The 13,215-nt window shown below is 71.5% G+C and carries 11 protein-coding genes; 4 read left to right on the top strand and 7 right to left on the bottom strand.

Annotated features, from left to right (window positions below; all coding sequences use genetic code 11):
• Positions 1-119: 119 nt before the first annotated feature.
• Positions 120-743 (bottom strand): HdeD family acid-resistance protein, encoded by a 624-nt coding sequence (locus ACGF8B_RS26075; protein ID WP_392743022.1) that lies wholly within the window; start codon positions 741-743, stop codon positions 120-122.
• 80 nt (positions 744-823) lie between these two features.
• Between ACGF8B_RS26075 and ACGF8B_RS26080 the strand changes: the two genes are divergently transcribed.
• Positions 824-1,582 (top strand): enoyl-CoA hydratase/isomerase family protein, encoded by a 759-nt coding sequence (locus tag ACGF8B_RS26080; protein ID WP_392743024.1) that lies wholly within the window; start codon positions 824-826, stop codon positions 1,580-1,582.
• A gap of 12 nt (positions 1,583-1,594) precedes the next feature.
• Here ACGF8B_RS26080 and ACGF8B_RS26085 read toward each other — a convergent pair whose 3' ends face one another.
• On the bottom strand, positions 1,595-2,230 hold the full coding sequence (locus ACGF8B_RS26085) for a DJ-1/PfpI family protein (protein WP_392743026.1): 636 nt from the start codon (positions 2,228-2,230) through the stop codon (positions 1,595-1,597).
• A 113-nt stretch (positions 2,231-2,343) separates the two neighbouring features.
• Positions 2,344-3,348: a GlxA family transcriptional regulator gene (locus tag ACGF8B_RS26090; protein ID WP_392743029.1), complete on the bottom strand. Its 1,005-nt coding sequence runs from the start codon at positions 3,346-3,348 to the stop codon at positions 2,344-2,346.
• Between the two features lie 134 nt (positions 3,349-3,482).
• On the opposite strand from ACGF8B_RS26090, the gene ACGF8B_RS26095 reads away from it, so the two are divergent.
• Entirely contained in the window at positions 3,483-4,346 is an 864-nt protein-coding gene (locus ACGF8B_RS26095) for a hypothetical protein (RefSeq protein ID WP_392743030.1), read from the top strand.
• A gap of 147 nt (positions 4,347-4,493) precedes the next feature.
• Positions 4,494-6,896, top strand: a complete 2,403-nt coding sequence (locus tag ACGF8B_RS26100) for a Tex family protein (RefSeq protein ID WP_392743032.1) — start codon at positions 4,494-4,496, stop codon at positions 6,894-6,896.
• A 126-nt stretch (positions 6,897-7,022) separates the two neighbouring features.
• Here the strand turns inward: ACGF8B_RS26100 and ACGF8B_RS26105 are convergent, their stop codons facing one another.
• The 4 genes from ACGF8B_RS26105 to ACGF8B_RS26120 all read right to left on the bottom strand — a co-directional run bounded on the left by ACGF8B_RS26105 (position 7,023) and on the right by ACGF8B_RS26120 (position 11,558).
• A complete protein-coding gene (locus ACGF8B_RS26105; RefSeq protein ID WP_392743034.1) occupies positions 7,023-7,292 on the bottom strand; it encodes a hypothetical protein in 270 nt (89 codons plus the stop codon).
• A 243-nt stretch (positions 7,293-7,535) separates the two neighbouring features.
• Complete coding sequence (locus ACGF8B_RS26110; protein WP_392743037.1) at positions 7,536-9,173, bottom strand: ABC-F family ATP-binding cassette domain-containing protein; 1,638 nt, start codon at positions 9,171-9,173, stop codon at positions 7,536-7,538.
• A 75-nt stretch (positions 9,174-9,248) separates the two neighbouring features.
• Complete coding sequence (locus ACGF8B_RS26115; protein ID WP_392743040.1) at positions 9,249-11,018, bottom strand: BCCT family transporter; 1,770 nt, start codon at positions 11,016-11,018, stop codon at positions 9,249-9,251.
• A 108-nt stretch (positions 11,019-11,126) separates the two neighbouring features.
• Positions 11,127-11,558, bottom strand: a complete 432-nt coding sequence (locus ACGF8B_RS26120) for a MarR family winged helix-turn-helix transcriptional regulator (RefSeq protein ID WP_392743043.1) — start codon at positions 11,556-11,558, stop codon at positions 11,127-11,129.
• A gap of 88 nt (positions 11,559-11,646) precedes the next feature.
• On the opposite strand from ACGF8B_RS26120, the gene ACGF8B_RS26125 reads away from it, so the two are divergent.
• A complete protein-coding gene (locus ACGF8B_RS26125; RefSeq protein WP_392743046.1) occupies positions 11,647-13,203 on the top strand; it encodes an MFS transporter in 1,557 nt (518 codons plus the stop codon).
• Positions 13,204-13,215 lie beyond the last annotated feature (12 nt).

Consider the following 13,215-nt stretch of genomic DNA (forward strand, 5'->3'; position numbering starts at 1 on the left):
CCACTCGGTGGTGACTGCACGTCGAAGTACAGAGTGCGGGGCGTAGTCGGACCGGGCCGTGCCACTGACCACAAGTCGACTTCTATCGGCGGCTTTTGGCCGGACAGGGCACCAATGAATCAGCCTTTGGACCGTTTCTGCTCGTTTCCCCGGGGTTGGTCGGTCGGCTCGCCGGTCACCCTCTGTTCCGAAACCATCGAGACGATGCGACGGCCGCCCACACCCATGGCGATCAGGCCGAGCCCGTCGAAGAGCAGCGCCAGTGAGAAGAAGAGCCCCAGTACGTAGAGGCTGCTGTGCGGCCAGTCGAAGAGCACCAGCAGACCCAGCAGCAGGCCGAAGGCTCCTTGCAGCAGCGTCCAGCCGAACTGCGGGCCGCGCACCACGACACTGCCCACCAGGCGGAACAACCCGCCGGTCAAAAAGAGCAGCGCGGCGAACATGGTCAGCGCCTCGGCGGTGCCGTGCGGGTGGCGGATGACGACGACCCCGGCGGCGATGTTCAGCGCGGCCACCACGACACCCAGCCAGAAGTAGTCGCTGCCGCGGGAGTCGATGGCGTGCAGCAGCCCGACGATGCCGCCGAGCAGCAGCAGCCAGCCGAACAGGATCATCGAGGTCAGTGTCGCGACACCGGTGTAGACGAGACCGACCAGGCCGGCCACGACGAGCAGGGTGCCGAGCAGGGCGAGCCAGCCGAAGCTGCGGCTCAGTCTCCTGCCCTCGGTTGCGGGATCTGCCACGGGAGGCTCCTCACGGTGCGTACCTGGTCCCGGACCCCTTCTTGATCATAGGTTCGAACCGTACGGATAGCATCCGGCACATGGACCGTACGGAACCCGGGCTGGAGCACGCCGTCGCGGACGGCGTCGCCACCGTCGTGATCAGCAATCCCGCCAAGCGCAACGCGATGACGGCCGCGATGTGGGGCGCGCTGCCCGGGCTGCTGGAGCGGCTGGCGGCCGACCCCGGGGTCCGGGTGCTGGTGCTGACCGGCGCCGGGGACACCTTCTGCGCGGGCGCGGACATCTCCTCGCTGCGGGATCCGCAGGGTGATCCGCAGGCGCTCGCGGTGGCGGCCGAGGAGGCGCTGGCCGCGTTCCCCCGGCCGACGCTCGCGGCGATCCGGGGGTACTGCGTGGGCGGTGGCAGCCAGCTGGCGGCCGCCTGCGACCTGCGGTTCGCGGAGGAGGGCGCGTCCTTCGGGATCACTCCGGCCAAGCTCGGCATCGTGTACGCCGCGTCGTCGACGCGGCGTCTGGTGGCGCTGACCGGCCCGGCCACGGCGAAGCATCTGCTGTTCTCCGGTGAGCTGATCGACACCGAGCGGGCGCTGCGCACCGGTCTGGTCGACGAGGTGCTGCCGGCCGGCGAACTGGACAAGCGGGTCGAGGCGTACGCGCGCACCCTGACGGCCCGCTCACAGCTGACGCAGGCGGCGGCCAAGGAGTTCGCCGACGGCCGCGAGGACCGGGACGAGCACTGGGCCCGGCAGGCGCGCCGCAGCGGCGACACCGCCGAGGGTGTCGCCGCCTTCCTGGAGCGGCGCACACCGGATTTCACCTGGACCACCGGGCCCTGACGGCCCGCGCCGCTACTGGAGCAGGTAGTGGCGCTGGGCGCGGAACCTCTCGACCATGGCCGCCGGGGCCTTCTGCGGCGAGCCCGCGTCGTACGGCGGCTGCGGGTCGTACTCGGTCAGCAGCTGTACGGCCATGGCGTGCTCGTCGCCCGAGATCCGGCCGGCCAGGGTGAGCCCCATGTCGATGCCGGAGGAGACGCCGGCCGCGGTGACGTACTTGCCGTCGACGACGACCCGCTCACCGGTCGGCTCGGCGCCGAACTCCGTCAGCACGTCCAGCATGAGCCAGTGCGAGGTGGCCCGCCGCCCGCTCAGCAGTCCGGCCGCCGCGAGCAGCAGCGAGCCGGTGCAGACGGAGGTGGTCCAGGTGCTGGTGGCATCGGCGGCGCGCAGCCAGCCGAGCAGCGCCTCGTTCTCCATCTGGTCGCGCTGGCCGGGGCCTCCGGGCACGACCACCACGTCCGGTGCCGGTACGTCGGCGAAGGTCCGGTCGGCGACGAGCGTGAGGCTGCCGGTGTCGTTGTGTACGGGGCCGGTCCGCTCCGCGACGAACACGGTCTCGGCGCCGGGGGTGCGGGCGAGCATTTCGTGCGGGCCCACCGCGTCGAGCGCGGTGAAGCGGTCGAAGAGGACGATGGCGATCTGCATGGGTTCCCTTTCGTGGTCGAGCGGTCGAGCGGTCTAGTCGGTCGGCCAGGTGGCAGCGGTCGAGTCGGTCGGCCAGGTGGCAGCGGTCACGTCGGTCGGCCAGGTGGCAGCGGTCACGTCGGTCGGTCAAGTGGCAGCGGTCGCGTCGTGGCGCGTCGATCGGTGGCGGGGTGGGGGCGGAAGCGTCGGCGGTATTCGGCGGGGGCGGTGCCCAGGGCCTTGACGAACGCGCGGCGCATGGCCTCCGGCGTGCCGTAACCGCAGGCGCGTGAGATGCCGGCGACGCCGTCGGTGGTGTCCTCCAGCAGCCTGCGGGCCTGTTCCAGGCGTACGCGGTCGACGTAACGGCCGGGCGTGAGACCGGTCTCGGCCTGGAAGGCGCGGGCGAAATGCCGGGGGGAGAGGCGGGCGCGGGCGGCGAGCGCCTCGACGCCGAGGTCCTCGCCGGGGTTCTCGGTGATCCAGTGCTGGACCTCGCGCAGTGGTTCGCGCCGGGCGGTCTGGGCGACGAGCTGGGCGCTGAACTGGGCCTGGTTGCCGGGCCTGCGCAGGAAGACCACGAGGTGCCGGGCGACGGTGAGCGCGATACCCCTGCCGTGGTCCTCCTCCACGAGCGCGAGGGCCAGGTCGATTCCGGCGGTGACGCCAGCGGAGGTGGCCAGCCTGCCGTCGCGTACGAAGATCGGGTCCGGGTCGACCTCGACGGCCGGGTGGTCACGGGCGAGGTGCTCGCAGACCGTCCAGTGCGTGGTCACCCGGTGTCCGTCCAGCAGTCCGGCCCCGGCGAGCAGCAGCGCGCCGGTGCAGACGGAGACGAGCCGCTCGGGGCGCGGGGCGTGCTCCCGCAGCCAGTCGACGAGTGCCGGGTCGGGGTCGCGGGTGCCCTCGCCGCCGGGGACGAGGAGGGTGTGGGGCGGTTCGGCGTCGGCGAGGCTGCTGTCCGGGACGAGGACGAGGCCGCTGCAGGTGCGGACCGGGGCGCCGTCGAGCGAGGCGGTGCGCAGTCGGTACCCGGCCCCGGGGAAACGGGAGGCCCCGGCGAAGACCTCCACCGGCCCGGTGACATCGAGGCTCTGGACGCCGTCGTAGAGGACGACGAGTACGGATCGCTGCGTCATGGCCACGATCCTCGTCGGCCCGGAACGTGGCCGCAATGACGAAGAGCCCACCTTTTCTGCCATCGCGCGACCCTCGCGTTTTCGGTGCCGTCCGGGGGTTACCGGGCGTACCGACCAGTCGGTAATGTGCTCGTATGAGTACTCTGCCGCCGCGCGCCGGACGCCGCTGCCACAACGCCATCAACCCGCTGCACTCGACGGTCTACTTCTCCCCCGACCTCGGCAAGGAGCTCGGGGAGCTCGGCATCGACGACCCGAACTCCGCCTATTTCGCCGCGCGTTCGGCGGCGATGGGAGCCGTCGGTCCGGGCACCGTCACGGCGGCGTTCTACAACTTCAACCACGAACTCGTCGCCCGGCATCTGCCCGCCGTGTGGTCCGTCGCCGCACCGCAGGCGGTGCTGGACGCCCGGCTGCGCGCCGCCGACACCACCCTGCGGCGGCTACTGGGCGAGGAGGTCATCGCCTCCCCGGAGCTGGCCGAGGCGGCCGGTCTGGCGCTGCGCGCCGCCCAGGGATGCACCCGACACGCCCGGCCGCTCTACGCCGCCCATGCCGATCTCCCGGTGCCCGAGGAGCCGCATCTGGCGTACTGGCACGCCGGCACGCTGCTGCGGGAGCACCGCGGCGACGGCCATCTCGCCGCGCTCCTGACCGCCGGGCTCGACCCGCTGGAGGCGCTGGTCAGCCACACGGCGACCGGCAAGGGGATGTCCTCGCGCTGGGTGCTCACCACCCGCGGCTGGCACCGCGACGACTGGGACGCGGCGCGCGAGCGGCTGCGCGGACGCGGACTCCTGGACGCAGAGGGTGAGTTGACGGAGGCGGGCGTCGCGCTCCGGGCGGAGCTGGAGGAGGCCACGGACCGGATGGACGCGGCCCCCTACGATCACCTGGGCGCGCAGGGTGTGGAGCGGCTGACCGAGCTGGCGCGCGGGTTCCTGTTCACGGCGGCGTCGGCGGGCGCGTTCCCGGCCGATCTGATGGGCAAGGACTGACCCGCCGGCCGGACCGGCCCGCGGACGGGGCCCCGGGGGTGGCCGGGCGACACGGCGCCCGGCCACCCGGCACAATGCAGGCCAAGGGGCCCCGCCCCGGCAAGCACAGCCAGTAGAGCCAGTACGAGAAGGCGAGTCGGTAGAACCGTGACGACGTCCATCGAAGGCAGGATCGCCGAGGAGCTCGGCGTACGCGAACGGCAGGTGAAGGCGGCCGTCGAGCTGCTCGACGGCGGGTCGACCGTGCCGTTCATCGCGCGCTACCGCAAGGAAGCGACCGAGATGCTCGACGACGCGCAGCTGCGCACGTTGGAGGAGCGGCTGCGGTATCTGCGGGAGCTGGAGGACCGCCGGACGGCGATCCTCGAATCGGTGCGCGAGCAGGGCAAGCTGGACGAGGCTCTGGAGGCGCAGATCCGGGCCGCCGACACCAAGGCGCGCCTGGAGGACATCTATCTGCCGTTCAAGCCCAAGCGGCGCACCAAGGCGCAGATCGCCCGCGAGGCCGGGCTCGGACCGCTGGCCGACGGCCTGCTCGGGGACCCGTCGGTGGAGCCGCTCGCGGCGGCCGCCGCCTTCGTGGACGCCGGCAAGGGTGTCGCGGACGGCGCGGCCGCGCTGGAGGGGGCCCGAGCCATCCTCACCGAACGGTTCTCCGAGGACGCCGATCTGATCGGTGAGCTGCGTGAGCGCATGTGGTCGCGCGGGCGGCTGGCCGCCAAGGTGCGGGACGGCAAGGAGGAGGCGGGCGCGAAGTTCGCCGACTACTTCGACTTCGCCGAGCCGTTCACCGCACTGCCCTCGCACCGGGTGCTCGCGATGCTCCGGGGCGAGAAGGAGGACGTGCTCGACCTGGTCATGGAGCCGGAGGAACCCTCCGAGACCCCGGGGCCGTCCACGTACGAGAACATGGTCGCCCGGCGCTTCGGTGTGGCCGACCGCGGCCGACCCGGCGACAAGTGGCTCCGCGACACCGTGCGCTGGGCCTGGCGGACCAGGATCCTGGTGCACCTGGGCATCGATCTGCGGCTGCGGCTGCGCACCGCGGCCGAGGACGAGGCGGTGCGCGTCTTCGCGTCGAACCTGCGCGATCTGCTGCTCGCCGCACCGGCCGGGACGCGCGCCACACTGGGGCTGGACCCCGGCTTCCGCACCGGCGTGAAGGTCGCCGTCGTCGACGCGACCGGCAAGGTCGTAGCGACGGACGTCATCCACCCGCACGTCCCGGCGAACAAGTGGGACCAGTCGCTGGCCGCGCTGGAACGGCTGGCCAAGGCCCACGACGTCGACCTGATCGCGATCGGCAACGGCACGGCGTCCCGGGAGACCGACAAGCTCGCCGGTGAACTCATCGACAAGCACCCGGAGTTGAAGCTCACCAAGGTGATGGTCTCCGAGGCCGGCGCGTCCGTGTACTCGGCGTCGGCCTTCGCCTCGCAGGAACTCCCCGACATGGACGTGTCGTTGCGCGGGGCCGTCTCCATCGCTCGGCGGCTGCAGGATCCGCTCGCCGAGCTGGTGAAGATCGATCCCAAGTCGATCGGGGTCGGCCAGTACCAGCACGACCTGTCCGAGGTGAAGCTGTCGCGCTCGCTGGACGCGGTCGTCGAGGACTGTGTGAACGGTGTCGGTGTCGACGTCAACACCGCTTCCGCACCGCTGCTTTCGCGGGTTTCCGGGATCGGCTCCGGGCTCGCCGAGAACATCGTCGCGCACCGCGACGCGAACGGCCCCTTCCGGTCCCGCAAGGCGCTCAAGGACGTGGCGCGGCTGGGCCCGAAGGCGTACGAGCAGTGCGCGGGCTTCCTGCGCATCCGGGGCGACGATCCGCTGGACGCGTCGAGCGTGCACCCGGAGGCGTATCCGGTGGTGCGGTCGATGGTGAAGCGGACCGGCGGCGATGTCGCGTCGCTGGTCGGCAACACCGGTGTGCTGCGGTCGCTGCGGGCCGACGACTTCGTGGACGAGAAGTTCGGTCTGCCGACGGTCACCGACATCCTGAAGGAGCTGGAGAAGCCCGGACGCGACCCGCGGCCCGCGTTCAGGACGGCCACCTTCAAGGAGGGCGTCGAGAAGATCGGCGATCTGGCGTCCGGCATGGTGCTGGAGGGTGTGGTCACCAATGTCGCGGCGTTCGGTGCGTTCGTGGACATCGGCGTGCACCAGGACGGCCTGGTGCACGTGTCGGCGATGTCGCGGACGTTCGTGAAGGACCCGAGGGACGTCGTGAAGCCGGGCGACATCGTGAAGGTCAAGGTCATGGACGTCGATGTGCCGCGGAAGCGGATCTCGTTGACACTGCGGCTGGACGACGACGCGGCGGCCGGCGCGGGCGCCCAGAGCGGCGGCCAGCGCCGTGAGCGCGGCGGTCAGGGCGGCGGCCAGGGCGGCCGGCCGCCGAGGCAGCGCCAGGGCCAGGGGCAGGGCGGCCAGGACCGGCGGGGCGGCGGCTCCGCCCGTCAGGCACCCGCGCCGGTGAACAGCGCGATGGCGGACGCACTGCGGCGGGCCGGGCTGACGGACCCGAACCAGGGCGGCAGGAAGCGGTAGCGGTTCCGGGGCGGGGAGGGGTGAGCCTGTGACGGCCCCCTCCCCGCCCTTCCCCTCCTCGCCACGGGTCCGGTGGGTACGCCCCGGACCACGGACCGGCGCCCGCTTCTCGGTGCGCCCCCACTCTCACGTCTCGGGCGTGCCCGTTCCCCGGAGCCGCTCAAGAAGTACGGCGAGGACTTCGCCACCCGTCCGTCGCCCGTCGGCCCGTTCCGGTACGACGAGCGAGGCGTCGGCGGCCGGATCGAGCCGACGAAGGACCCGCAGTACCACGACGCGGACAAGGTCCGTCTCGACCGCGTCATCCACAGGATGATCGAATTCGCCGTCACGCAGCAGTGCGTGGCCGCCGTCGCGGTGGGCGAGGAGGTGGGCGGCGCGCCGGCGGGTCCGCACGGGGGCCTCCTGCGGATGCGGTGCCGGGGCCGTTCCGGCCGGACGGCGGTCCTCGGCCGAGGACGCACCAGCACTTGGCCTACCCAACTCCGCGGCCTCCGAGCAGTTCGGGCGCACTGCCGGAAATGCCCTGCCCGACGAGGGTGCGGGGTCGGGAGGCGCGACCTCTTCGGGATACCGGGGAGGAGGGTGGATGGTCCGCGTCGCCGGGTACCGGGCCGCCGGTGACGGCCCGGTACGGGATCAGAGCTCCGTGACCCGTCCCGCCGCCACCTCGACCCGCCGGGTGGTGCGTACCGCTTCCAGCATGCGCCGGTCGTGCGTGACCAGCAGCAGCGTTCCGGTGTACGAGTCGAGTGCCGACTCCAGCTGCTCGATCGCGGGCAGATCGAGGTGGTTCGTGGGCTCGTCGAGCACCAGCAGGTTGACGCCCCGGCCCTGGAGCAGGGCGAGCGCCGCCCGGGTGCGTTCGCCCGGGGAGAGCGTCGTGGCGGGGCGCATCACATGATCGGCGCGCAGGCCGAACTTGGCGAGCAGGGTGCGCACTTCGGCCGGTTCGGTGTCGGGCACGGCGGCACAGAACGCCTCCAGCAGCGACTCCGAGCCGTGGAAGAGCTTGCGTGCCTGGTCGACCTCGCCGACCACCACGCCCGAGCCGAGCGTCGCCTGGCCGGAGTCCAGCGGCAGGCGGCCGAGCAGCGCGGCGAGCAGGGTGGACTTGCCCGCTCCGTTGGCGCCGGTGATGGCGACCCGGTCCGCCCAGTCGATCTGCAACGACGCCGGGCCGAAGGCGAAGTCCCCGCGTACGGCCTGCGCTTCGCGCAGGGTGGCCACGACCGAACCGGAGCGGGGCGCGGCGGCGATCTCCATCCGCAGTTCCCATTCCTTGCGCGGTTCCTCGACGACATCGAGCCGTTCGATCATGCGCTGGGTCTGCCGGGCCTTCGCGGCCTGCTTCTCGCTCGACTCGCTGCGGAACTTGCGGCCGAGCTTGTCGGAGTCGGTGGCCTTGCGGCGGGCGTTCTTGACGCCCTTGTCCATCCAGGAGCGCTGCATCTGGGCGCGCCCTTCGAGGGCGGAGCGCTTGTCGGCGTACTCCTCGAACTCCTCCCGGGCGTGCCTGCGGGCGCGCTCGCGCTCCTCCAGATAGGCCGCGTAGCCACCGCCGTACAGATTGATCTGCTGCTGGGCGAGGTCCAGTTCGAGGACCTTGGTGACCGTGCGCATCAGGAATTCGCGGTCGTGGCTGATGACCACGGTGCCCGCGCGGAGCCCGGAGACGTAGCGTTCCAGCCGCTCCAGGCCGTCCAGGTCGAGGTCGTTGGTGGGCTCGTCGAGCAGGAAGACGTCGTAGCGGGAGAGCAGCAGGGAGGCCAGGCCCGCGCGGGCGGCCTGGCCGCCGGAGAGCGCGGTCATCGGCAGGTCGAGGCCGACGGTCAGTCCCAGCTCGGCGGCGACCTCGTCGGCGCGCTCGTCCAGGTCCGCGCCGCCGAGGGCCAGCCAGCGCTCCAATGTCTCGGAGTACGCGTCGTCCGCACCCGGTGCCCCGTCGACGAGGCCCTGCGTGGCGGCGTCCATCGCGGCCTGGGCCTCGGCGACGCCGGTGCGGCGGGCCAGGAACTCCCGCACCGTCTCGCCGGACCGCCGTTCCGGCTCCTGCGGGAGGTGGCCGACGGTGGCGGTGGGCGGCGAGAGCCGCAGCTCGCCCTCCTCCGGCCGGTCGAGCCCGGCGAGCAGCCGGAGCAGGGAAGATTTTCCGGCGCCGTTGACTCCGACGAGACCGATCACGTCACCGGGCGCGACGACGAGGTCGAGTCCGGCGAAGAGTGTGCGGTCGCCGTGTCCGGCGGCGAGGTCCTTGGCGACGAGAGTGGCAGTCATCAGGGTGTCGATCCTAATCGGCGCCGGGGGCCGAGCCGCCCGGCCGGTCGTGCTCCGGCCGGGCGGCGGGCTTCCTCAGCCGTCGCCGGGCGGGTCCGCCGGGCCGGCGGGGTCCCGCTGGGGTCCGTGGCCCTCGTGGAGCCCGGTGGTGATCCGGCTGCCGCCCGGACCGATCCGGATCTCGAAGTCACCGGCGTACTTCGCGTGCCCTTCGATGACCGCGGATTCGACGGCTTCCACGCCGAATTCGCGCCGGACGATCAGCGGGTCCTGGCGCAGGTCCCGCATCAGCGCCACGCACATGCCGATCATCACGACGGTGAACGGCGCGGCGACCAGGATCGTGAGGTTCTGGAGTCCGGCGAGCGCGTCGCCCTTGCCGTTGCCGATGAGCAGCATGATCGCGGCCACCGCTCCGGTGACCACGCCCCAGAAGACGACGACCCACTTGGCGGGTTCGAGGATGCCCTTCTGGGAGAGCGTGCCCATCACGATGGAGGCGGCGTCGGCGCCCGAGACGAAGAAGATCCCGACCAGGATCATCACCAGCAGGCTCATCACGGTGGCGATCGGGAACTGCTGGAGCACGCCGAAGAGCTGTGCCTCCTGGGTGACTGCGTTGCCGAGCCTGCCCGCCTCCTGAAGGTTGATCGCCGTACCGCCGAAGATCGCGAACCACACCAGGCTGACGGTGCTGGGCACCAGGATGACGCCGCCGATGAACTGGCGGATCGTCCGGCCGCGGCTGATCCGGGCGATGAACATGCCGACGAAGGGCGTCCAGGAGATCCACCAGGCCCAGTAGAAGACGGTCCAGTTGCCGAGCCACTCGGCGACGTCGCCCTTGCCGGTCGCCTCGGTACGGCCGGCGAGCTGGGCCAGATTGCCGAAGTAGGCGGCGATCGAGGTGGGCAGCAGGTCGAGCACGATGATGGTGGGGCCGGCGACGAAGACGAAGACGGCGAGGACCAGGGCGAGCACCATGTTGGTGTTGGAGAGCCACTGGATGCCCTTCTCCACCCCGGAGATCGCGGAGGCGACGAAGGCCACGGTCAGCACGGCGATGATCAGCACCAGCAATCCGGTGCCGGTCTCCTCCTTCCAGTGCAGTTCGTGGAAGCCACTGCCGATCTGGAGGGCGCCGAGTCCCAGGGAGGCGGCGGAGCCGAAGAGCGTCGCGAAGATGGCGAGGATGTCGATCAGCCGGCCGAGACCGCCGTGGGCGTGCCGGGCTCCGATGAGCGGCTCGAAGACGGCACTGATCGTCTGCCTGCGGCGGCGACGGAAGGTGCTGTACGCGATGGCCAGACCGACCACGGCGTAGATGGCCCAGGGGTGGAGCGTCCAGTGGAAGAGGGTGGTGGCCATCGCCGTCTGCATCGCCTCGGAGGCGTCGGCGGGGTGGGTGCCGGGCGGCGGGGCGGTGAAGTGCGCGAGCGGCTCGCTGACCCCGTAGAACATCAGGCCGATTCCCATGCCGGCGCTGAACATCATGGCGACCCAGGACACGGTCCGGAATTCGGGTTCCTCGCCCTCCTGGCCGAGGACGATCTTGCCGTAGCGGCTGACGGCGAGCCAGAGGGCGAATACCACGAAGCCGGACGCGCCGAGCATGAAGGCCCAACCGCCGTTGTGGATGAGCCCGTTGAGCATGGAACTGGAGATGTCCTCCAGCGAGTCGGTGGCGAGGGCTCCCCAGACCACGAAGGCGAGGGTGAGCACGGCGGTGACGCCGAACACCACCCGGTCCGTCGTGGGGTGCCGGTTCTGGGCCGGGTCGCCGGGGAGGTCCGCCGTCACCGGCAGTTCACCCCGGCCGCCCGTTCTCTGTTCGTCCTGCGACACGGATGGCACCTTTCACGGAAGCAATGATTTCGCTCTCCGTAGGCAGTACCACACGCAGCGCTCACCTTCCGGGACCAACAAGCGGTACCGGTCGGCCCGCCGGAAGGCTCAGCGGCAGGCGCCGGACACGCCTTCGAGCCAGTCGCGGGCCGCGTCCCGCTGCTCCGGCGTGAACGCCGCCTCCAGTTCGGCCTCGCGGCGGTCCACGGCGACGCGGGCCCGCGCCAGGAGCGTCCGCCCGGACTCGGTGACGTGGATGCGGTGGCTCCGCCGGTCGTCCGGATTCGGGAGCCGTTCGATCAGCCCCTCCCGTTCGAGACCGCCGAGCATCTCGTTGGCGGCCTGCCGGGAACTCGCCACCTCCCGGGCCACGTCCGCGACCGACATCCCGGGCTGCGCCTCGGCCATCATCAGCGTGGCGTACTGGGAGGTCGACAGCCCGAACTCCTTGAGCTCGGCCCCGATCGCGGACCGCATGTTCAACCAGACCTTGCGGACCATGAAGGTAAGGGATCCGACCGCGTCCCGATGGGAATCCAACGCACAGCCTCCTCGGAGATTGACAGGTTCTTGACGATTACTCACAATGCCAATCGTCAGGTTCTTGTCGATTTTATCGAAGGTCCCCATGACGACACCTCTGACGCTGCCCGGATCCAGGCAGCGACTGACCCTCGCCGTACTCCTGTTGTCCTCCTTGCTGATCTGGCTGGACAACACCATCCTCACCACAACCTTCGAGACCCTCGCCGACCCGGTCCGGGGACTGGGTGCCGACCCCGCCCAACTGCAATGGGCCACCGGTTCGTACACCCTGGTCTTCGCCACCCTGATGTTCACCGCGGGCGCGCTGGGCGACCGCTTCGGCCACCGGAACGTGCTCGCCACGGGAATGGCGGTCTTCGCGGGTGCCTCGGTATGGGCGGCGTACGCCGGTGACACCACCCAGCTGATCGGCGCCCGGGCCGTGATGGGTGTGGGCAGTTCACTGATCATGCCCGCCGCCATGGCCGTCCTCATGTGGACCTTCAGCGGCGCCGCACGGGAAACGGCGATCGGGTTCTCCTCGGCATCCGCGGGGGTCGGGATCGCGGCGGGCCCGCTGCTGGCCGGAGTCCTCCTCGACCACTTCTGGTGGGGTTCGGTCTTTCTCGTCAACATCCCGGTCGCGGTGGTGGCGTTGGCCGGGATCGTGACGCTGGTGCCGAACTTCCACAGCCCCGCTCCGCGACCGCTGGACCCTGCCGGGCTGCTGCTGTCGGTCTGCGGACTCGCGTCCCTGGCCTACGGGCTGATCCGTGCGGGGCAGGAGGCCTCCTGGGGCGCTGCGGACGTCTGGGGACCGGTCACCGCCGGCCTGATCCTGCTGGCCTCCTTCGTGCTCGTCGAACTGCGGGCCCGGCAGCCCGGCTTCGATCCCAGGCTGCTGGCCCGGCGCATGTTCGGCGGCGGCAACGCGGCGCTCGGGATGCTGCTCTTCGCCATGACGGCGGCCGGTTTCTACGGCGCCTTCTACCTGCAGGGCGCACGCGGGCTCTCACCGCTGGAGGCGGGCCTGGTGTTCTCCCCGGCGGCACTCGGCACGATCGCGGGGGCGCCGCTCGGTGTCCGTCTGGTCCGCCGCCGGTCGTTGCGCCCGGTCACCGTCACGGCGCTCACCACGGCCGGTCTGGCCATGGGCACCTCCGCGTTCTTCGGGCTGCACACGCCGCTCGTCCTCAACGGGATCGTGTATCTGGTCCAGGGCCTTTCGATCGGCATGGTGATCGGCCCGGTGACGGCGGCGCTGATGAGCACCCTGCCGCTGGAACGGGCCGGCGCCGGATCGGCCGTCACCAACACCGTGCGCCAGACCGGCAGCCTGCTCGGGATCGCGGTGGGCGGCACGGTCATGTCGATCGTGTACCGACGCACCGTCGAGGCCTCGCTGCACGGTGAGTCCGGCCCGGTGCGGGACCGGGCGCGGATCTCCGCCGAACAGGCCCGGCATGCCGCCGCGGCGGCATGCCGGCCCGCGCCGGCCCGCGCCGCCGACGACGCGTTCGTGCACGCCATGCACGTCACCGCTGTGTGCACGATGACGATCGCGCTCCTCGGGGCGGCCCTGCTGTTCGTGACCCTGCGACCGGCGCGTGAGCCGACCGGACCGGCGCCGCGGGACGCCCGGGAGCCGGCCGCCCGCTGACCGCGAAGGCCC

This window comes from Streptomyces sp. NPDC047917 (genome assembly GCF_043204345.1).
Classification (GTDB): domain Bacteria; phylum Actinomycetota; class Actinomycetes; order Streptomycetales; family Streptomycetaceae; genus Streptomyces; species Streptomyces sanglieri.

Bases quoted from the DNA above. Each gene is read 5' to 3' on its own strand.
- ACGF8B_RS26085 (WP_392743026.1), bottom strand. From the start codon at position 2,230: ATGCAGATCGCCATCGTCCTCTTCGACCGCTTCACCGCGCTCGACGCG.
- ACGF8B_RS26090 (WP_392743029.1), bottom strand. From the start codon at position 3,348: ATGACGCAGCGATCCGTACTCGTCGTCCTCTACGACGGCGTCCAGAGC.
- ACGF8B_RS26095 (WP_392743030.1), top strand. From the start codon at position 3,483: ATGAGTACTCTGCCGCCGCGCGCCGGACGCCGCTGCCACAACGCCATC.
- ACGF8B_RS26110 (WP_392743037.1), bottom strand. From the start codon at position 9,173: ATGACTGCCACTCTCGTCGCCAAGGACCTCGCCGCCGGACACGGCGAC.
- ACGF8B_RS26080 (WP_392743024.1), top strand. From the start codon at position 824: ATGGACCGTACGGAACCCGGGCTGGAGCACGCCGTCGCGGACGGCGTC.
- ACGF8B_RS26125 (WP_392743046.1), top strand. From the start codon at position 11,647: ATGACGACACCTCTGACGCTGCCCGGATCCAGGCAGCGACTGACCCTC.